Raw genomic sequence first — 19,203 nt, 5'->3', positions numbered from 1 at the left:
GAGCATTAGACCAATAGCAACTATGGCCTAGTCTTTGGGGGCATATTTAACCTGACTCATTGTGATTTACAGAGTTTCGCCCCATAGAAGGTTTAGGCCAGCCCTTTCATCAACGCGGATGTGTACCTGAATGATCTCGAAGCTTTCCTCCCGGCACCGTCGAGCGCTGAGTCTGACCAGTCGATTTCTGGCGCCTTACCGTTGGCAGGTCTGCGGTGCGCTGTTGGCGTTGGTCCTCACTGCAGCCGTCACTTTGTCGATGGGGCAGGGGATCAAATTGCTGGTCGATCAGGGCTTCATGACGCAATCGCCGCACCAACTGAACCAGAGCATCGGCATCTTCATGATGATGGTACTGGGCCTGGCGGTTGGCACGTTTGCGCGATTTTACTGGGTGTCGTGGATCGGTGAGCGCTGTGTGGCGGATATCCGGCGCGAGGTGTTCAACCACCTGGTTTATCTGCACCCCGGGTTCTACGAGAACAATCGCAGTTCGGAAATCCAGTCGCGACTGACCGCCGACACGACGTTGCTGCAATCAGTGATCGGTTCATCACTGTCAATGTTTCTGCGCAACCTGTTGATGGTGCTCGGCGGGGTGGTCCTGCTGTTCGTCACCAACCCGAAACTCACCAGTATCGTGGTGATTGCCTTGCCGTTCGTGGTCGCGCCGATTCTGATTTTCGGTCGGCGCGTGCGCAATCTGTCGCGGCTGAGCCAGGACCGGATCGCCGATATCGGCAGCTACGTTTCCGAAACCCTGGGCCAGATCAAGACCGTGCAGGCCTACAACCATCAGGTGCAGGATGAGCGACGTTTCGCGACGACCGTCGAGGATGCGTTCGACACCGCACGCAAGCGCATCTTTCAGCGTTCCTGGATGATCACCATGGTGATCGTGCTGGTGCTGGGCGCGGTGGCGGTGATGTTGTGGGTCGGCGGCATGGACGTGATTGCCGGGCGCATCACCGGTGGTGAACTGGCCGCGTTCGTCTTCTACAGCCTGATCGTCGGCAGTGCCATCGGCACCTTGAGCGAAGTGATCGGCGAACTGCAGCGTGCGGCGGGTGCCGCCGAGCGGATCGCCGAACTGCTGGGCTCGCAGAATATCATCCTGCCACCGACCACCGGATTGGTGACCTTGCCGGAGCGGATCAAGGGTGAACTGCAATTGCAGGATGTGCGCTTTGCCTACCCGTCGCGTCCCGAAAGCTACGCCGTCAACGGCTTGAATCTGACCATCCGCGCCGGCGAAACCCTCGCGCTGGTAGGGCCATCCGGCGCTGGCAAGTCCACGGTGTATGACCTGTTGTTACGCTTCTACGACCCGATTGAAGGGCGGATCCTGATCGACGGCGTGCCGCTGACCAGCCTTGACCCGTTGGATCTGCGTCGCAATTTCGCCTTGGTCTCGCAATCGCCCGCGCTGTTTTTCGGCAGCGTCGAAGAAAATATTCGTTACGGTAATGCAGGCGCGACGCTGGAGCAGGTCAAGGAAGCGGCGAGAATCGCCCACGCCCATGACTTCATCGAGAAGATGCCCAACGGTTACCAGACGCATTTGGGCGATGGCGGCCTCGGTCTTTCCGGCGGCCAGCGTCAGCGCCTGGCGATTGCCCGTGCGTTGCTGGTGGACGCACCGATCCTGCTGCTGGACGAAGCCACCAGCGCCCTCGATGCGCAGAGCGAGCACTTGATCCAGGAAGCCTTGCCCAGCCTGATGCACAACCGCACCACGCTGGTGATCGCGCATCGCCTGGCCACGGTGAAAAACGCCGACCGGATCGCGGTGATGGATCAGGGCAAACTGGTGGCGATCGGTACCCATCAAGAACTGATTGTGAGCAGTCCACTGTATGCGCGGCTGGCGTCGTTGCAGTTCAATGATGGTCACGCAGTGGCAGTGTAGGAGCTGCCGAAGGCTGCGATCTTTTGATCTTGCTTAAAAAATGCCCGCATCTTCATGCGGGCATTTTTTTGAAGCAAAAGCTCGTCCGAGCACTGCCCGAACCTTCGGCAGAACCTACAGATTATTGATCATCAAAATACCGCTCATGCCAATCCACCAGCGGCTGCGGCGAATTGAGCTTCTGCCCGTAGATCACCGAGTACGACAGCACGTTCTGTACGTATTGGCGGGTTTCGTCGAACGGGATGCTTTCCACCCATACGTCGAAACTCAGGTGATCGGCGCCGCGCAGCCACTGGCGCACACGGCCTGGGCCGGCGTTGTAGGCGGCAGAGGCGAGGACGCGGTTGCCGTTGAACTGGCTGTGCACCTGGCTCAGGTAAGCGGCGCCGAGCTGGATGTTCTTGTCCGGATCGAGCACTTGCTGCGGCGAGGCCAGCGGGATGCTGAATTTGCGCGCGGTTTCCTTGGCGGTGCCCGGCATCAGTTGCATCAGGCCGCTGGCGCCGACGCCGGAGCGAGCGTCGTCCATGAACGCGCTTTCCTGACGAGTGATGGCGAACACCCAGCTCGAATGCAGGCCACGCGTCTTGGCTTCACGCACGAGCGTGTCGCGGTGCGCCATCGGGAAGCGGATGTCCAGGTCGTCCCAGTATTGCGCCTGACTGATGGTGCGGATGGCCGGGAAATACCATTTCAGGTCGTAGGCCAGCTTGGCCTGGGCGACCATTTCTTCACGATTGAAATGGCGGCTGACGTGATACCACTCGCGGCGACCGTCGACGATCTGCCCACGGGCATGGAATTCCAGGGCGCGACGCACGCCAGGCGTGTTACGCACCTTGTTGATGGTCGCCTGACTGAGTACCAGCGGCTTGTTCATCAGCGAGTAAGGCAGTTGCGAGCGGTCGGCGGCCAGGAAGCCATAGAAGTCGCGTTCCTTTGCCAGATTCTTGTACAGCGTCTGCGCTTCCGGGTTCTGTGGCTGCGCCAGTTCCAGGCTACGGGCCTGCCAGTAACGCCAGCGGTTGGTGATCGCCAGATCCTGCGGCAGGCGACGGGTTAACTGGTAGGCATCGTCCCAGCGGGCCAGACGCAGCAGCAAACGCAGACGCCATTCGGAAACGGTGTTGTCGCGCAGTTCCGGGTCGTATTTGGTCATCACGTCCAGCGCGCGGCTGTCGAAGCGCCGGGCCAGGGTCAGGCCGATTTCCCGGGCGATCGCCACTTTCTCGTCACGGGAGAAGTGCATGCTGCTGGCATAACCGTCGAGCAGGGCCATGGCCTTGTCCGGATCCTGACGGGCGAGGCGACGCAGGCCGAGACTGACCACGTCGGACATCGGCTCGTCGGTCGGGGCAAAGCGCGATGGCTGATTGAGAAGCTCGGGTTTCTGCGCCACATCCACCAGCAGACGACCGCGCGGGGCGAGGGTGGTCAGGCCGTTGACCAGACTGTTGGCCAGTGGATAGTTGCGCGCCTGGGCGGCGAGTTTGGTGCGCTCCCAGCGTTTTTGTTCGGTCAACTGGCCGTCGGCGGCCCAGATCCCGAACAGCCCGTCACAGGCGGCCGGTTGCGATTTGCCGGTCAGCCACAGTTTGTCGGCGTTGGCGTAACCCTCGGCCTTGTGGCCGCTGCTGATCTGGTACTGCGCATTCAGGCAGTCCAGTTCAGTGAAGTTGAGTTTCGGGTCGTAATACTTGACGAAGGTCGCCCAGTCGCCACGGTCGGCGAGCCAGCGCAACCAGCGCAGCTTCATCCAGTTGGCCTGGGGCAGATCGCCGTGCTCGGCGAGAAATTTCTCGATCTCGGCGTTGCTCGCGGTCTTCAGACGCGCGGTCAGTTCGTCGTAGGCCAGGTACGGTTCCAGCGGGTAATCGGCCAGGGCCTGGCTGTAACGGAAGTACGGGCCGGTATCACCCTTGGCCAGGGCGCGCTTGGCCTCATCGTAATACTGGCGTTGGGTGGACAGGTCCACCGCCTGGGCGGATTGAGCGGCAGCGGCGGTAAGTAGCAAACAGGACAAGACACTGAAAAGGCGACTGCGCATGAGACATCCGGGCAGAGAAATCATGACAAGCACCGGCCGCGGCCAGCACTGAATTGTCTGTAGCTTAGCCTTTTGCCAGCAACGGGCGAAAGCTTTGCCGGTCTCGCAGCACAAGTTCGCAACAAATGTTGTGCAGAGTGCTTCAGCGGACAAATTGCCGGCCTGTTGAGGGCCTAACTCAGGTAGAATGCGCGCCCGGTTTTTGGAGAAGCTCATGACCCTGCTCAAATTCAGCGATGTGTCCCTTGCATTCGGCGCGATGCCGTTGTTGGACAAGGTGTCCTGGCAGATCGCCCGTGGTGAGCGGGTGTGCATCATCGGCCGCAACGGCACCGGCAAATCCAGCATGATGAAGCTGGTCAAGGGCGACCAGAAGCCCGATGACGGCTCGGTGTGGCGTGCCCCCGGTCTGAAAATCGGCGAATTGCCGCAGGAATTGCCAGTGGCCGACGGGCGGACCGTGTTCGACGTGGTTGCCGAGGGCCTGGACGGCGTTGGCGCCTTGCTCGCCGAATACCATCACCTGAGCCAGAACATCGTCACCGATGCCGATCTGGACAAGCTGATGCACGTCCAGCACGACCTCGAAGCCCGTGATGGCTGGCGCTTGCAGACCCTGGTCGACAGCACCTTGAGCCGCCTGCAACTGCCGGCCGACAAGACCCTCGCCGAGTTGTCCGGCGGCTGGCGTCGTCGCGTGCTGCTGGCGCAGGCGCTGGTGTCCGAACCGGATCTGCTGCTGCTCGACGAACCGACCAACCACCTGGACATCGGTGCGATTGCCTGGCTCGAAGAAGCCCTGAAGGATTTCCAGGGCGCCGTGCTGTTCATCACGCACGACCGTTCTTTCCTGCAAAACCTCGCCACGCGCATCCTCGAACTCGATCGCGGCGGCCTGATCGACTGGAACGGCGATTACGCCAGCTTCCTGGTGCACAAAGAAGCCGCGCTGGCCGCTGAAGAAACCGCCAACGCGCTGTTCGACAAGCGTCTGGCTCAGGAAGAGGTGTGGATCCGCCAGGGTATCAAGGCCCGTCGGACCCGTAACGAAGGCCGTGTTCGCGCCCTGAAAGCCCTGCGCGTTGAGCGCAGCGAGCGTCGCGAGCGCACCGGCAAGGCCAACATCCAGCTGGAAACCGCCGACAAGTCCGGCAAGCAAGTGATGGTGCTGGAAAATGTCAGCTTCCATCACCCGGACGGTCCGTACCTGATCAAGGACTTCTCGATGGTCCTGCAGCGCGGCGACCGTATCGGCCTGCTCGGCGCCAACGGTACCGGCAAGACCACCCTGCTCAAGTTGATGCTCAACGGTCTGCAACCGACCAGCGGCACAGTGGAAGAGGGCACCCGGATCGACGTGGCCTACTTCGACCAGCTGCGTCATCAGCTGGATCTGGAAAAGACCGTGATCGACAACGTCGCCGAAGGTCGCGACTTCATCGACATCGACGGCCAGAGCCGCCACGTGCTGAGCTATCTCGGTGACTTCCTGTTCAGCCCGCAGCGTGCCCGCACGCCGGTCAAGGCGCTGTCCGGTGGTGAGCGTGCGCGCTTGCTGTTGGCGAAACTGTTCAGCAAGCCGGCGAACCTGCTGGTACTCGACGAACCGACCAACGACCTCGACGTGGAAACCCTCGAACTGCTCGAAGAAGTGCTGCTGACCTTCAACGGCACCGTGCTGATGGTCAGCCACGACCGGGCATTCCTCGACAACGTGGTGACCAGCACCCTGGTCTTCGAAGGTGAAGGCAAGGTACGTGAATACGTCGGTGGTTATCAGGACTGGATCCGTCAGGGCGGCTCGCCGCGTCTGCTGGGCGTGACCGAGAGCAAGTCGGGCAAGGCTGACCTGAATTCGGCGGTAGTCACCGCTGAGCCAGCGCCAGTGGCTGCGCCTGCTGCTGCCGCGCCGGCGGCCAAGAAGAAGCTGAGCTACAAGCTGCAGCGTGAGCTGGAAGCGTTGCCGGGCGACATCGATGCCAAGGAACAGCAGATCGCAGCCGTCGAGGCTGAAATGGCCGAAGCCGGTTTCTATCAGCGGCCGCCGGCCGAGACGGCCAAGGTGATTGCTTCGCTGGAGCAGTTGCAGGCTGAGCTGGATGCACTGGTGGAGCGTTGGGCCGAGCTGGATGCCTGACTGATCCAGTCATGAAAAAGCCCGGCGTTCAGTGATGAACGCCGGGCTTTTCATATGTAATGCGATCTGCAGGCTGATGCAGATCAAATGTGGCAGCGTTTCAGTGTTTGACCAGATGTACCGCCAGTACATCGCAAGGTGCACCGTGCAGCACATCATTGGCGGTCGACCCGAGCAACAGCGCCAAACCATGGCGGCCATGGCTGCCGACCACGATCAGGTCGCAGTGGTTTTCCTTGGCGAAATGATGGATTTCCTGGCGTGGCTGGCCATAGGTCAGGTGGCAGTTGGCACTTTCAAGCTCCGCGTATTTGGCTTTCAGGCGCTCCATGCGCTCCTTGGCCTGATCGAACTGCTGTTGTTGCAGTTGTGACAGATCCATCGGCACGTCGCCACCGAACGCCATCGCCATCGGTTCGACGATATGCACCAGCGACAGCTTGGCGCCATTGCTCACCGACAGCTCTCGGGCGCGGTGGATCACAGGGTCGCACTCTTCGGTCAGATCTACGGCGACCAGGATATGGGAGTAGGGCATGAGGTGCTCCTCGTGACGGTTCAATATTGTTAAGTATGGCTGGTTTCAAGCGCATTGGTTCCAAAGTGACACAATGCGCTCACCTTAAGTCGGGAGTAGAGATATGACGGTCTGGTTAGTGGTGTCAATCCTGCTGGTGGTCCTGAGTCCATTGGCATGGTTGCGTCCATCGCGCGTGCAGAGTGGCCGCATGGCCCTGCGCATGGAAGCGCGGCGTATCGGGCTGGCCATGCAACTGGCGCCTCAGGAATGGCCGCACTGGCTGTCTCAGGAGCCTCCCAGCCCGTGTGCGCAATACCATCGACCGCGCCGTGGCAGTCAGCCAGCGTGCTGGACCTACTGGCAGAAGTCGCCGGGGGTGTGGGTCAATCAATGGCAGGAAGTCTGCGAAGACCGGGCGCTGCTCAATCATTTCGAAAAGTTGCCAGGCAATGTGTTCAAGGTCGAGGCCGACAAGCAGATGATCGCCTTGTACTGGGGCGAGAAGGGCGAAGCCGCGGTTTTGCAGGATATTGATGCGACTCTGAAAGCGCTGGCATGACTCGCGGACTTTTCCCACTGCAAGGGTGGTGAGGGTCCGGCAGACGAGCAATAAAAAGCCCGACATGATTCATCGGGCGGGGTGGCCAGGCAGGCCGGTAACTGTTTTTATCGCTGACTCGACGTTACGGGGTCAGCGAATCTCCCTGTAGTCCAGCCAGCGTAGCCTGTTAAACAAGGCCCGCTGTGAATTAGGGCGACTTTTCTAACTATTGATTCTATGAATGGCTTTGCATGCAGCGCCGTGTTGCAGGTCTGCGTGCGACGGAAGTGACCGCAAAGTCGCATTTCAACCCGTATTTTGGGCGATTGACAATTGTCGGAAATTCCGTGAAGGTGACGTACCCAAATCAAACGGGCGTATGAATTGAGCGTTTGTCTTACAGACTGCTCCTACAGAATCCCGACTATCGCGTTGGCGGGTGTGCCGGGTGGATTGGCGTCAGCATCGACGAAAAAGCGTCCTGCCGAGCCATTTACCTGCGTCCGACGTGTACTGTTCAGCTTCCATATCGTGGAGATCAGTTGATGATTTACGAAGGTAAAGCCATCACGGTTAAAGCTCTTGAAAGTGGCATCGTCGAATTGAAATTCGACCTCAAGGGTGAGTCCGTCAACAAGTTCAACCGTCTTACCCTGAACGAACTGCGTCAGGCCGTGGACACCATCAAGGCAGATGCTTCGATCAAGGGCGTGATCGTCAGCAGTGGCAAGGACGTGTTCATCGTCGGCGCCGACATCACCGAATTTGTCGAGAACTTCAAGCTGCCGGATGCCGAGCTGGTTGCTGGCAATCTCGAAGCCAACAAGATCTTCAGCGATTTCGAAGACCTCAACGTTCCGACCGTGGCTGCGATCAACGGCATTGCCCTCGGTGGCGGTCTGGAAATGTGCCTGGCAGCGGACTACCGCGTCATGTCGACCAAGGCCAAGATCGGCCTGCCGGAAGTCAAACTGGGCATCTACCCAGGCTTCGGCGGTACCGTGCGTCTGCCGCGCCTGATCGGCGTCGATAACGCCATCGAGTGGATTGCCGCCGGCAAGGAAAACCGCCCTGAAGACGCGCTGAAAGTCAGCGCCGTCGACGCCGTGGTTGCTCCCGAGAAGCTGCAGGAAGCTGCCCTTGAACTGATCAAGCGCGCTATCTCCGGCGAGTTCGATTACAAGGCCAAGCGTCAGCCGAAACTTGAAAAACTCAAGTTGAACGCCATTGAACAAATGATGGCCTTCGAAACCGCCAAAGGTTTCGTGGCCGGTCAGGCTGGCCCGAACTACCCGGCGCCGGTTGAAGCGATCAAGACCATCCAGAAAGCCGCGAACTTCGGTCGTGACAAGGCGCTGGAAGTCGAAGCCGCCGGTTTCGTCAAACTGGCCAAGACTTCTGCCGCGCAGAGCTTGATCGGTCTGTTCCTGAACGATCAGGAACTGAAGAAAAAGGCCAAGGCCTACGACGAAATCGCCAAGGACGTGAAGCAGGCTGCCGTACTGGGCGCCGGCATCATGGGTGGCGGTATCGCCTATCAGTCGGCCTCCAAAGGTACGCCGATCCTGATGAAGGACATCAACGAGCACGGTATCGAGCAGGGCCTGGCTGAAGCCGCCAAGCTGCTGGTTGGCCGCGTTGACAAAGGTCGCATGACCGCCGCGAAAATGGCTGAAGTGCTCAACGGCATTCGTCCGACCCTGTCCTACGGCGACTTCGGTCACGTCGACCTGGTTGTAGAAGCCGTGGTCGAGAACCCGAAGGTCAAGCAAGCCGTGCTGGCTGAAGTCGAAGACAAGGTCAAAGAGGACACCATCCTCGCGTCCAACACCTCGACCATTTCCATCAGCCTGCTGGCCAAGGCCCTCAAGCGTCCGGAAAACTTCGTCGGCATGCACTTCTTCAATCCGGTGCACATGATGCCGCTGGTGGAAGTGATCCGTGGCGAGAAGTCCAGCGAGCTGGCGATTGCAACCACCGTTGCCTACGCCAAGAAAATGGGCAAGAACCCGATCGTCGTCAACGACTGCCCGGGCTTCCTGGTCAACCGCGTTCTGTTCCCGTACTTCGGCGGTTTCGCCAAGCTGGTCAGCGCCGGTGTGGACTTCGTCCGTATCGACAAGGTCATGGAAAAATTCGGCTGGCCGATGGGCCCGGCGTACCTGATGGACGTAGTCGGTATCGACACCGGTCACCACGGTCGTGACGTCATGGCTGAAGGCTTCCCGGATCGCATGAAGGATGACCGTCGCTCGGCCATCGACGTGCTTTACGAAGCCAAGCGTCTGGGCCAGAAGAACGGCAAGGGCTTCTACGCCTACGAAGCCGACAAGAAAGGCAAGCAGAAGAAAGTCGCCGATCCGTCGGTGCTGGAAGTGCTCAAGCCGATCGTTTACGAGCAGCGCGAAGTCACTGACGAAGACATCATCAACTGGATGATGATCCCGTTGTGCCTGGAAACCGTGCGTTGCCTGGAAGACGGCATCGTTGAAACCGCCGCCGAAGCCGACATGGGTCTGGTCTACGGTATCGGTTTCCCTCCATTCCGTGGCGGTGCGCTGCGCTACATCGATTCGATCGGTGTTGCCGAGTTCGTTGCCCTGGCTGACCAGTACGCTGATTTGGGCGCGCTGTACCACCCGACCGCGAAGCTGCGCGAAATGGCCAAGAACGGCCAAAGCTTCTTCGGTTAAGCGCCCCCAACTAGAGTGAGAGTGAACTTATGAGCTTGAATCCTAGAGACGTCGTGATTGTCGACTTCGGTCGTACTCCGATGGGCCGCTCCAAGGGCGGCATGCACCGCAACACCCGCGCCGAAGACATGTCGGCACACCTGATCAGCAAATTGCTGGAACGCAACACCAAGGTCGATCCTGCTGAAGTCGAGGACGTGATCTGGGGCTGCGTCAACCAGACCCTGGAGCAGGGCTGGAACATCGCGCGCATGGCGTCGCTGATGACCCAGATCCCGCACACCTCGGCCGGCCAGACCGTCAGCCGTCTGTGTGGCTCGTCGATGAGTGCTTTGCACACTGCTGCGCAAGCGATCATGACCGGTAACGGTGACGTGTTCGTGGTTGGCGGCGTCGAGCATATGGGCCACGTGAGCATGATGCACGGTGTCGATCCGAACCCGCACATGTCGCTGTACGCGGCGAAAGCCTCGGGCATGATGGGTCTGACCGCGGAAATGCTTGGCAAGATGCACGGCATCACCCGTGAGCAGCAGGACGCCTTTGGCGTGCGCTCCCACCAGCTCGCCCATAAAGCGACGGTGGAAGGCAAGTTCAAAGACGAAATCATCCCGATGCAGGGCTACGACGAAAACGGCTTCCTGAAGCTGTTCGACTACGACGAAACCATTCGTCCGGAAACCACCCTGGAAAGTCTGGCGGCCCTCAAACCTGCCTTCAATCCAAAGGGCGGCACCGTGACGGCCGGCACTTCGTCGCAGATCACCGATGGTGCTTCGTGCATGATCGTGATGTCGGCGCAGCGTGCGCAGGACCTGGGGATCCAGCCGATGGCCGTGATCCGTTCGATGGCAGTGGCGGGTGTGGATCCGGCGATCATGGGCTATGGTCCAGTGCCGGCTACACAAAAAGCCCTGAAACGTGCGGGCCTTGGCATCAACGATATCGACTTCTTCGAGCTCAACGAAGCTTTCGCTGCACAGGCCCTGCCAGTGCTGAAAGATCTGAAAGTACTCGACAAGATGAACGAGAAGGTTAACCTGCACGGCGGCGCGATCGCCCTGGGTCACCCGTTCGGTTGCTCCGGTGCCCGTATCTCCGGCACCTTGCTGAACGTGATGAAGCAGAATAGCGGCACCTTCGGGGTGGCCACTATGTGCATTGGTCTCGGCCAAGGCATCTCCACCGTCTTCGAACGCGTTTAAGCGTCTCGTCGATGGAAGCCGGGGCCAAGTGCCCCGGTTTTTGTTTTTGGGATTTATTTTTGTATTTATTTTGAAAAAATTTGAGTGAGGGCCGAAGCATGCCGATACAACCTGGGCTCTACCAACATTACAAAGGTCCGCAGTACCGCGTATTCAGTGTTGCGCGGCATTCCGAGACCGAAGAGGAAGTGGTCTTTTACCAAGCCCTGTATGGCGATTACGGCTTCTGGGTACGCCCTTTGAGCATGTTCGTCGAGTCGGTCGAGGTTGACGGCGAGCAGGTGCCACGCTTTGCTTTGGTGCAAGCCGAACCGAGCCTTTTTTCCAAGGCATAAGGCGAGTGCGCACAGAACCCTGTGCTTGACCTCACCTTGTAGCCACTATATATAGCGGTGCCGCGTCAGGCGCCAACCGCCTTTCACTTCTAGAATTCAGGAATTTTCTGATCCATGGGCAAATCGCTGGTCATTGTGGAATCCCCGGCTAAGGCCAAGACCATCAACAAGTATCTGGGCAACCAATACGTGGTGAAGTCGAGTATCGGCCATATCCGAGACCTGCCCACCAGCGGTTCGGCTAGCGCCAGCAAAGAGCCGGCCGCCAAGCGCGGCAAGGCTGCCGCGGGCGAAGGGCCGGTGCTCACGCCGAAAGAGAAGGCGCGCAAGCAACTGGTCTCGCGCATGGGTGTCGATCCCGATCATGGCTGGAAAGCCAAGTACGAGATCCTCCCGGGCAAAGAGAAGGTCATCGAAGAGCTGCGCCGGCTCGCCAAGGATGCTGACACCATCTATCTCGCAACCGACTTGGATCGCGAGGGGGAAGCCATTGCCTGGCACCTGCGCGAAGCCATCGGTGGTGACGACAGCCGCTACAAGCGCGTGGTGTTCAACGAAATCACCAAGAAGGCGATTCAGGAAGCCTTCTCCGAGCCGGGCGAGCTGGACATCGATCGTGTGAATGCTCAGCAGGCGCGTCGTTTCCTCGACCGCGTCGTGGGCTACATGGTCTCGCCGCTGCTGTGGGCCAAGATTGCCCGTGGCCTGTCGGCCGGTCGTGTGCAATCGGTTGCCGTGAAGCTGGTGGTCGAGCGTGAGCGCGAGATCCGTGCGTTCAACCCGGAAGAGTACTGGGAAGTGCACGCCGACCTTGGCACCGCCAAGGGCTCGACCGTGCGTTTCGAGGTGGCGCGTGAGAAGGGCGAAGCCTTCAAGCCGCTGAACGAAGCCCAGGCCATGGCCGCGCTGGAGAAGCTCAAGTCTTCCAGCTACAGCATCGTCAAGCGCGAAGACAAGCCGACCAGCAGCAAGCCGTCGGCACCGTTCATCACGTCCACCCTGCAGCAGGCCGCGAGTAACCGCCTGGGTTTCGGCGTGAAGAAAACCATGATGATGGCCCAGCGTTTGTACGAAGCCGGCTACATCACTTATATGCGTACCGACTCGACCAACCTCTCGGCTGACGCCGTGGCGATGGCGCGTACCTACATCGAAGACGAGTTCGGCAAGAAGTACCTGCCGGAAACGCCAAACGTCTACAGCAGCAAGGAAGGCGCGCAAGAGGCTCACGAAGCGATTCGTCCTTCCGACGCCAACACCACGCCGAGCAAGCTGGCGGGCATGGAGCGTGATGCTGAGCGCCTCTACGAGCTGATCTGGCGCCAGTTCCTCGCTTGCCAGATGCTGCCGGCGCAATACCTGTCGACCACCGTCAGCGTGGCCGCTGGCGACTTCGAGCTGCGTGCCAAGGGCCGTATCCTCAAGTTCGACGGTTACACCCGCGTTCTGCCGCAGATCGCCAAGCCTGGCGATGACGACGTTCTGCCGGACATGGCACAGGGCGACGTGATGAAGCTGATCAAGCTTGATCCGTCCCAGCACTTCACCAAACCGCCGGCGCGTTACTCCGAAGCCAGCCTGGTCAAGGAAATGGAAAAGCGCGGCATCGGCCGTCCTTCGACCTATGCAGCGATCATTTCGACCATTCAGGATCGCGGCTATGTGACCCTGCACAACCGTCGTTTCTACTCGGAAAAGATGGGTGACATCGTCACCGAGCGTCTGTCGGAGAGCTTCTCGAACCTCATGGACTACGGTTTCACCGCCGGCATGGAAGAGAACCTCGATGACGTGGCTCAGGGTGAGCGCGACTGGAAGAACGTGCTGGACGAGTTCTACGGCGACTTCAAGAAGAAGCTTGAAGTGGCGGAGAATCCGGACAACGGCATGCGTGCCAATCAGCCGGTCATGACTGACATTCCGTGCACCACATGCGGCCGTCCGATGCAGATCCGTACCGCATCGACCGGTGTATTCCTCGGTTGCTCGGGTTACAGTCTGCCGCCGAAAGAGCGCTGCAAGGCCACCGTCAATCTGGTGCCAGGCGACGAGATTGCGGCGGACGACGAGGGCGAGTCCGAATCGCTGGTACTGCGCGGCAAGCATCGCTGCCCGATCTGCAGCACGGCGATGGACGCCTACCTGCTCGACGAGAAGCGCAAGCTGCACATCTGCGGTAACAACCCGGATTGCGCTGGCTACGAAATCGAAGAGGGCAACTACCGCATCAAGGGCTATGAAGGCCCGAGCCTGGAATGCGACAAGTGTGGCAGCGAGATGCAGCTCAAGACCGGCCGTTTCGGCAAGTTCTTTGGTTGCACCAACCCGACCTGCAAGAACACCCGCAAACTGCTGAAGAGCGGTGATGCGGCACCGCCGAAGATGGATCCGGTGAAGATGCCTGAGCTCAAATGCGAGAAGGTCAACGACACCTACATCCTGCGCGACGGTGCTTCCGGTCTGTTCCTGGCGGCCAGTCAGTTCCCGAAAAACCGCGAGACCCGTGCTCCGCTGGTGATCGAGATTCTGCCGCACAAGGACGAGATCGATCCGAAGTATCACTTCCTGTGCGATGCGCCGCAGAAGGATCCTGATGGTCTGCCAGCGGTCATCCGCTACAGCCGCAAGACCAAAGAGCAATACGTGCAGACCGAGGTCGACGGCAAGCCTACCGGCTGGAAAGCGTTCTACGACGGTGGCAAGTGGACCGTTGAAGACAAACGCACGAAAGCCAAGGCTGACTAAGCGCTAGTCAGATACACAAAGGCCGCATGATGACCCTCGGGTTTTCATGCGGCCTTTTTGTTTTGTGCTTGCGGTAGGATCGGCTGATCCATGACACTGTCCGGCCTGTGTGACGCAATTATTTCGCTGTGGAGACTGCCGGCATGGCGCACGAACTCTATACCCGCACCAATCAGAAGATCTATTTCGCCGGCCTGTCGCTGGAAGCTCTGGCCCGCGCCGAAGAAGGCCGGGCGATGAACGCGTTGGCGTTGATTCAGGCAGGGCGTGAATCGGCGTTGTTTCACCTCTACGGCGCGCTCCTGGGGTTATGCCATGAGATTGCCGGTTTCTACCGACTGCCTCAGGCCAATGCGCCACGGGCAGAGACGCTACTGACTCGCGAAGTTCTGGAATCGATTGCGATCCCTGAGTTGGCCGAGATGGTGGAGCTGGCCGGCAATCCTGAAACCTGGCTGGCAAAACTGCTGGCGGCGCATTCGGCGTTGTTCCAGCCGCCACGGGTTCCACACAAGCCAAAAGGCGATGTGACACAGCCATTGATTCAGGCGGTTAATCTGGACGAAGAAGAGGCGCCGCAGGAGTTGAGTCGCGAAGAGCTGGAGAGCTGGCGGCAGAATCTCAAAGGTCTGGCGATCCGTTTTCGCGAAGGCTTGAACGAATGCTGAGGACAATTGACACGGTGGCAATCTGAAACATGCTGCTGGTCAAGATCCCGAGCGAAGCCTGAATGATGTCTATATAATCCCTGCCTTTCGTGGAGAACAGACCTATATGCCAACGTCCTTTCTAGAAATTGTCGAGTTACCAGACGGCCGAATCGAACTGCGCAGGGCTGAGGACGAGGGTTCTCTGGTGACGCTGGATTTCTCCGAGGATGCCAAGGCGTTCCTGCAAGGCCAGCACGTGGAAATCGCCAAAGCGATGTTGAGCGTCGGCGTGCAGATGGCCGGTCGCATGGTTGAAGGCGAATTTGATAAGGAAGAGGGGCCGCGGGTTCTTCACTGATCCCCGCTGCTTTTCGGCGTTTGCCGATACCGCATCAAGTCGGCTTCTCTGTCCCTGGAGAAGCCATGCGCTTCACACAGCGCGCGTTACAAGTGAATCAACCCAATCGAATGTTCAAGCTCTGAGCGTCGCCCGTGCGTGCAGCGCTGATCAGCTGTTGCCGCGAGCCGGTGTTCAGCGGGTTGAGCCAGGTCACCACCGTATGGCTACGACCCAGGCGCAGTGCTTCGCAGGCCAGTTGCTGAGCGCTTTGCGTGCCCCGCGGCTGCAGTAGCAGGATGCGTTCGCGGTTCAGGCCGGCCTCGCGCAGCCAGGTCTGGGTCAGGCTGGCGGGAGGGGCGATCAGCGTCAGCCAGCGCGCGTCCTGATCCTCGCTCAATTCGCGAAGGATCGGGGCGAGCAGGTTCAGGCAGTTCCCCGCCGCACCGCGCAGTGACAGCTCACTGAATACTTCCGGTTCGGCATTCCAGGGGCGCTCGACCACGTCTTTCAGGGTCGGCGCCATCGGTTGTGCCAGAAACGCTTCGAATAAAGGCAGTTGTGTTTGCTGAGGTGTGTGTGGGAACTGCATAAAGCCTCCTTTAGCGGCGGATTACGCCGACACTCAAGCCTTCGATCACCAGTTCCTGATCTTTCAGGTCGACTTCGATAGGGGCGAACTCAGGGTTTTCGGCAATCAGCCAGACCTTGCTGCCTTCGCGCTTGAAGCGCTTGACGGTCACTTCATCGCCGATGCGTGCCACGACGACCTGACCATTGCGTGCTTCGCGGGTGGTATGCACCGCCAGCAGGTCACCGTCGAAAATGCCGATGTCCTTCATGCTCATGCCGTGTACGCGCAGCAGGTAATCGGCGCGGGGATGGAAGAAGGCCGGGTTGATGTTGCAGGATTCTTCGATGTGCTGCTGGGCGAGGATCGGAGCACCGGCAGCGACCCGGCCAATGATCGGCAGGGTGGAGTCGTCGGCCTTGGCTTCGAAGCCCGGGATTCGAATGCCACGAGAGGCGCCGGGGGTCATCTCGATGGCGCCTTTGCGGGCGAGAGCCTTGAGGTGCTCCTCTGCCGCGTTGGGCGACTTGAAGCCCAGCTCCTGAGCGATTTCCGCGCGGGTTGGCGGGTAGCCGTTGTCTTCGAGGCAGCGTTTGATAAAGGCCAGAATCTCGGCTTGGCGTGGCGTCAGCTTTAGCATATTGATCGCTCTGTCTTTTTATACAGTGACTGGGATTATATACAGTGAAGCGGTCTTGGCAATGCCCGTTTTTTTGCAGGCCGCCGGACGGTCGGCTGCCGTGCTTATTAATGCGTCGGGCGAGTGTGGTTAAATAGCTGACCGACCATTCCCAAAACGAACTGGCAGGCTTGACAAGGCACAGGCTGAAACGTATGTTTCAAACAAGTGTTTGTCAGGCGGAGTAGCCATGGCCCAGTCGGAAACCGTTGAACGCATTCTTGATGCTGCCGAGCAGTTGTTCGCGGAGAAAGGTTTCGCCGAAACCTCATTGCGTTTGATCACCAGCAAGGCCGGCGTCAACCTGGCGGCGGTGAACTATCATTTCGGCTCCAAAAAGGCGCTGATCCAGGCGGTTTTCTCGCGCTTCCTCGGGCCGTTCTGCCTCAGTCTCGACAAAGAGCTGGAGCGGCGTCAGGCCAAGCCTGAAATCAAGCCGACGCTTGAAGAGCTGCTGGAAATCCTCGTTGAGCAGGCGCTGGTTGTTCAGCCGCGCAGCGGTAACGACCTGTCGATCTTCATGCGCTTGCTTGGCTTGGCGTTCAGCCAGAGTCAGGGTCACCTGCGTCGTTACCTGGAAGACATGTACGGCAAGGTATTCCGTCGCTACATGCTGTTGGTCAATGAAGCAGCGCCGCGCATTCCACCTATCGAGCTGTTCTGGCGCGTGCACTTCATGCTCGGTGCTGCGGCGTTCAGCATGTCGGGGATAAAGGCCTTGCGTGCGATTGCCGAGACTGACTTCGGCGTCAACACCTCAATCGAACAGGTGATGCGCCTGATGGTGCCGTTCCTCGCAGCCGGCATGCGTGCCGAAAGCGGTGTCACCGACCCGGCCATGGCAACCGCGCAACTGCGTCCTCGCAGCAAATCGACCCCGGTGGCCGCCAAGGTTTAACCGCACACGGGTGGGCGCGGCAGTTTACATCCGCTAAGCTAGCCGCCCATGCCGACTCTCGTTTTGAACCCGTCTCCCATGACCATCGCCAACCTGCCGGGCATTGCCCTCGGTGGCGATGTCGTGCGGGACGGGTTTTTCGTTTTCAAGGAATCTCTATGACTGCTGGCCTGCAAGGCTCGTTGATGGTGGACGTCGCCGGTACCTGGCTGACGGCCGAGGATCGCCAATTGTTGCGTCAGCCCGAAGTGGGCGGCCTGATCATTTTTGCTCGCAACATCGAGCATCCGCGGCAGGTGCGGGAGCTGAGCGCCGCGATCCGCGCGATTCGCCCGGATCTGTTGCTGGCGGTGGATCAAGAGGGCGGTCGCGTGCAGCGCCTGCGTCAGGGCTTCGTGCGACTGCCGGCGATGCGCGCCATTGCCGACAATCCAAATGCCGAATACCTCGCCGAGCAGTGTGGCTGGATCATGGCCACCGAAGTGCTGGCGGTCGGCCTCGACCTGAGTTTCGCTCCGGTGCTGGATCTGGATTACCAGCGCAGCGCCGTGGTCGGCACCCGTTCGTTCGAGGGTGATCCCGAGCGCGCTGCTTTGCTCGCCGGAGCGTTTATTCGCGGCATGAACAGCGCCGGCATGGCCGCTACCGGCAAGCATTTCCCCGGTCACGGTTGGGCTGAAGCCGACTCCCATGTCGCGATCCCGAACGACGAGCGCAGCCTCGACGAGATCCGCGCCAAGGACCTCGTGCCATTTGCCCGACTCAGCAAGCAACTGGCGGCGGTCATGCCGGCGCACGTCATCTATCCGCAAATCGATTCGCAACCGGCCGGGTTCTCCCGTCGCTGGTTGCAGGACATCCTGCGTGGCGAGTTGCAGTTCGACGGCGTGATCTTCAGCGACGACCTGTCGATGGCCGGCGCACATGTGGTCGGTGATGCTGCCAGCCGTATCGAAGCCGCGCTCAGTGCAGGTTGCGACATGGGCCTGGTGTGCAACGATCGTGCGGCGGCCGAACTGGCCCTGAGCGCCGCGCAACGGATGAAGGTCAAGCCGTCCGCGCGCATTGCGCGGATGCGCGGACAGGCGTTCGCCAGCACCGACTACCGTCAGGATCCGCGTTGGCTCACCGCCATCGGCGCGCTCAAAGACGCTCAATTGATCGATTAAGGACTCATTCGTTATGACGGTTTACGCAATCATCGGTGGCACTGGCCTGACCCAGCTCGAAGGCTTGAGCATTCGCCAGTCCCTGGCGGTGGATACGCCTTATGGTGCGCCGTCGGCTGACGTGCAGATCGGCGAGTACGCCGGCAAGGAAGTGCTGTTCCTCGCCCGTCACGGTCATCCGCACCGTTTCCCGCCGCACAAGGTCAACTACCGCGCCAACCTTTGGGCACTGAAGCAGGCCGGTGCCGAGGCGATCATCGCGGTCAACGCGGTGGGCGGGATTCACCCGGCCATGGGCACCGGACATTTTTGCGTGCCGCATCAGATCGTCGATTACACCAGTGGGCGTGAACACACATTTTTCGCCGACGATCTGGAGCACGTTACCCACATCGACTTCAGCTTCCCTTATAGCGAGCCGCTGCGTCAGCAATTGATCGCCGCGCTGGCTGCCGAAGGCTGCGAATACAGCGATCAAGGCGTGTACGCCTGCACTCAGGGCCCGCGTCTGGAAACCGTGGCGGAGATCGTGCGACTGGAGCGTGACGGCTGCGACATCGTTGGCATGACCGGTATGCCTGAGGCCGCACTGGCTCGTGAGCTGGACCTGGACTATGCCTGCCTCTCGCTGGTGGTGAACCCGGCAGCGGGCAAGACCACAGCGGTGATCACCATGGCCGAGATCGAGCAGGCGCTGCATGACGGAATAGGCAAGGTGAAGTCGACGTTGGCGCGAGTGCTCAAGGGCTGATCCAGGCTTTAGA

General features: G+C 59.9%; 16 protein-coding genes. 12 read left to right on the top strand and 4 right to left on the bottom strand.

From position 1 onward, the window contains the following. The first annotated feature begins 130 nt into the window (after positions 1–130). Positions 131–1,909, top strand: a complete 1,779-nt coding sequence (locus NN484_RS18385; protein WP_215502421.1) for an ABC transporter transmembrane domain-containing protein — start codon at positions 131–133, stop codon at positions 1,907–1,909. 121 nt (positions 1,910–2,030) lie between these two features. Here NN484_RS18385 and NN484_RS18380 read toward each other — a convergent pair whose 3' ends face one another. Next, positions 2,031–3,959: a transglycosylase SLT domain-containing protein gene (locus tag NN484_RS18380; RefSeq protein ID WP_274657621.1), complete on the bottom strand. Its 1,929-nt coding sequence runs from the start codon at positions 3,957–3,959 to the stop codon at positions 2,031–2,033. A gap of 214 nt (positions 3,960–4,173) precedes the next feature. On the opposite strand from NN484_RS18380, the gene NN484_RS18375 reads away from it, so the two are divergent. Continuing rightward, positions 4,174–6,096: an ATP-binding cassette domain-containing protein gene (locus tag NN484_RS18375; RefSeq protein ID WP_127650231.1), complete on the top strand. Its 1,923-nt coding sequence runs from the start codon at positions 4,174–4,176 to the stop codon at positions 6,094–6,096. 100 nt (positions 6,097–6,196) lie between these two features. On the opposite strand, the gene NN484_RS18370 is transcribed toward NN484_RS18375, so the two are convergent. Next, complete coding sequence (locus NN484_RS18370; protein WP_215502423.1) at positions 6,197–6,634, bottom strand: universal stress protein; 438 nt, start codon at positions 6,632–6,634, stop codon at positions 6,197–6,199. Positions 6,635–6,737: 103 nt separating this feature from the next. On the opposite strand from NN484_RS18370, the gene NN484_RS18365 reads away from it, so the two are divergent. From NN484_RS18365 to NN484_RS18335, 7 genes are all read left to right on the top strand, one after another. Beyond that, the gene (locus NN484_RS18365; RefSeq protein ID WP_215502424.1) at positions 6,738–7,175 is read left to right on the top strand and encodes a hypothetical protein; all 438 of its coding nucleotides are present in this window, start codon (positions 6,738–6,740) and stop codon (positions 7,173–7,175) included. Positions 7,176–7,702: 527 nt separating this feature from the next. After that, positions 7,703–9,850, top strand: a complete 2,148-nt coding sequence (gene fadB, locus NN484_RS18360; protein WP_127650237.1) for a fatty acid oxidation complex subunit alpha FadB — start codon at positions 7,703–7,705, stop codon at positions 9,848–9,850. Between the two features lie 29 nt (positions 9,851–9,879). Further along, entirely contained in the window at positions 9,880–11,055 is a 1,176-nt protein-coding gene (gene fadA / locus NN484_RS18355) for an acetyl-CoA C-acyltransferase FadA (protein WP_025111054.1), read from the top strand. Between the two features lie 98 nt (positions 11,056–11,153). Next, positions 11,154–11,390, top strand: coding sequence for a DUF1653 domain-containing protein (locus NN484_RS18350; protein WP_007961814.1), 237 nt, complete (start codon positions 11,154–11,156; stop codon positions 11,388–11,390). Positions 11,391–11,504: 114 nt separating this feature from the next. After that, positions 11,505–14,135 carry a type I DNA topoisomerase gene (topA, locus tag NN484_RS18345; protein ID WP_274657620.1) on the top strand — a complete coding sequence of 877 codons (2,631 nt, stop codon included), beginning with the start codon at positions 11,505–11,507 and terminating at the stop codon, positions 14,133–14,135. A 143-nt stretch (positions 14,136–14,278) separates the two neighbouring features. Next, positions 14,279–14,803, top strand: coding sequence for a DUF6586 family protein (locus NN484_RS18340; RefSeq protein WP_127650241.1), 525 nt, complete (start codon positions 14,279–14,281; stop codon positions 14,801–14,803). Positions 14,804–14,909: 106 nt separating this feature from the next. Next, on the top strand, positions 14,910–15,143 hold the full coding sequence (locus NN484_RS18335) for a hypothetical protein (RefSeq protein ID WP_003226592.1): 234 nt from the start codon (positions 14,910–14,912) through the stop codon (positions 15,141–15,143). A gap of 97 nt (positions 15,144–15,240) precedes the next feature. On the opposite strand, the gene sulA is transcribed toward NN484_RS18335, so the two are convergent. Continuing rightward, a complete protein-coding gene (gene sulA, locus NN484_RS18330) occupies positions 15,241–15,714 on the bottom strand; it encodes an SOS-induced cell division inhibitor SulA (protein ID WP_215502426.1) in 474 nt (157 codons plus the stop codon). A 10-nt stretch (positions 15,715–15,724) separates the two neighbouring features. Further along, the gene (gene lexA, locus NN484_RS18325) at positions 15,725–16,333 is read right to left on the bottom strand and encodes a transcriptional repressor LexA (protein WP_003226590.1); all 609 of its coding nucleotides are present in this window, start codon (positions 16,331–16,333) and stop codon (positions 15,725–15,727) included. Positions 16,334–16,562: 229 nt separating this feature from the next. On the opposite strand from lexA, the gene NN484_RS18320 reads away from it, so the two are divergent. The 3 genes from NN484_RS18320 to NN484_RS18310 all read left to right on the top strand — a co-directional run bounded on the left by NN484_RS18320 (position 16,563) and on the right by NN484_RS18310 (position 19,190). Then, positions 16,563–17,270: a TetR/AcrR family transcriptional regulator gene (locus NN484_RS18320; protein ID WP_274657619.1), complete on the top strand. Its 708-nt coding sequence runs from the start codon at positions 16,563–16,565 to the stop codon at positions 17,268–17,270. Between the two features lie 158 nt (positions 17,271–17,428). Further along, positions 17,429–18,439 carry a beta-N-acetylhexosaminidase gene (nagZ, locus tag NN484_RS18315; RefSeq protein WP_274657618.1) on the top strand — a complete coding sequence of 337 codons (1,011 nt, stop codon included), beginning with the start codon at positions 17,429–17,431 and terminating at the stop codon, positions 18,437–18,439. Between the two features lie 13 nt (positions 18,440–18,452). Next, positions 18,453–19,190: an S-methyl-5'-thioinosine phosphorylase gene (locus NN484_RS18310; RefSeq protein ID WP_274657617.1), complete on the top strand. Its 738-nt coding sequence runs from the start codon at positions 18,453–18,455 to the stop codon at positions 19,188–19,190. The last annotated feature ends 13 nt before the right edge of the window (positions 19,191–19,203 follow it).

It is taken from the genome of Pseudomonas serboccidentalis (assembly GCF_028830055.1).
Lineage (GTDB): Bacteria > Pseudomonadota > Gammaproteobacteria > Pseudomonadales > Pseudomonadaceae > Aquipseudomonas > Aquipseudomonas serboccidentalis.
The sequence above is the reverse complement of the archived record's forward strand: the minus strand, read 5'-3'. Positions and strand labels throughout refer to the sequence as shown.